This window comes from Ohtaekwangia sp. (assembly GCF_036786105.1).
Classification (GTDB): Bacteria; Bacteroidota; Bacteroidia; order Cytophagales; family Cyclobacteriaceae; genus Ohtaekwangia.
On sequence record NZ_DAIQRQ010000073.1, the window covers coordinates 20,620 to 21,738 of the forward strand.

The 1,119-nt window shown below is 41.6% G+C and carries 1 protein-coding gene; it reads right to left on the reverse strand.

Going from position 1 to position 1,119, the window contains the following annotated elements:
* A partial coding sequence (locus V7Q33_RS20750) for a prephenate dehydratase (RefSeq protein WP_333821125.1) occupies positions 1–817 on the reverse strand: 817 nt, incomplete at its 3' end.
* Positions 818–1,119: the final 302 nt, after the last annotated feature.

Below are 1,119 nucleotides of genomic sequence, written 5' to 3' on the forward strand. Positions count from 1 at the left end.
TATACTCTCCCAGCACATTGAGATTTTTTACTTGTCGCAGCACCTCGCTCATCGCGGTGTCGTAGTTCTTGCGTCTCTTCCACTCTACATCGATGTGGATGGAATACTCGCTCGGTCTGCCGATAATCGGTATAGACTGGATCTTCGTCAGGTTAATGCTATTGTTTTTGAATGTTGTTAATGCATCGGCCAGACTTCCCACTTCGTTGGCGACTTCAAAACATAGCGATGCCTTATTGCTATCGATTTTGCCTTTGCTTCGCTTGGTGAGCACCAGAAAGCGCGTGAAGTTTTTCTTATGCGTTTCGATACGCTTCTCCAGTATTTGTAATCCGAATTTCTTTGCGGCAAACTCATTCGCGATAGCGGCTGTATCTTTGAGTTTAAATTCTTTTACACGCTTGGCAGAAAGTGCCGTATCATCGCTTTCGCGGATCTCAACACCCTTTAATGCATGCAGAAATTCTGTACACTGACGGATAGCCATCGGGTGCGACTCGATTGTTTTTATATCCGATAGCTTCGTGCCGGGCAATGCCAGCAAGTGCATGTGAATGGGAAGGTATAATTCGCCAATAATGTTGAAGTGATAGTCTTGCAACAGAAAGTAGTTCGGTAAAATACTTCCTGCTATAGAGTTCTCAATCGCCATCACGGCATAGTCGCTATAATCGTGCTTCAGGCTTTCGCATAGTTGATGAAATGAAAGGCACTCTACCGTTTCAATGGGTTCATTGAAATAGGTAAGCGCTGCTACTTCGTGAAAGCTGGCCGTGATACCCTGAATTGCAATCTTTAGTTTTTTCTTCTTCGCCATTTTTTACAAAAAGTCCTTATAAGCAAAAAGTCCCGGTTTTGCCGGGACTTTTCTGAGTTTATCTGTTATTTTTATCTAACAACACACCACTCTTAGAGTCCCGTCTGGGGTCTAAAAAAGTAGTAGTAAAAGTAAAAGGATGTGTTGTTAATTTTCATTTCTGTCATTCCTGTGATCCAAAGATAAAATCATTTTTTGAGGAGTTGCAAGCTGTTGATAGAATCTTTTTGAAAAAACATTTAGAACTAATGATTGTTAGTCAGGCACTTAGGGATGTAGCGTTAATCGTTATTTGTTATCCG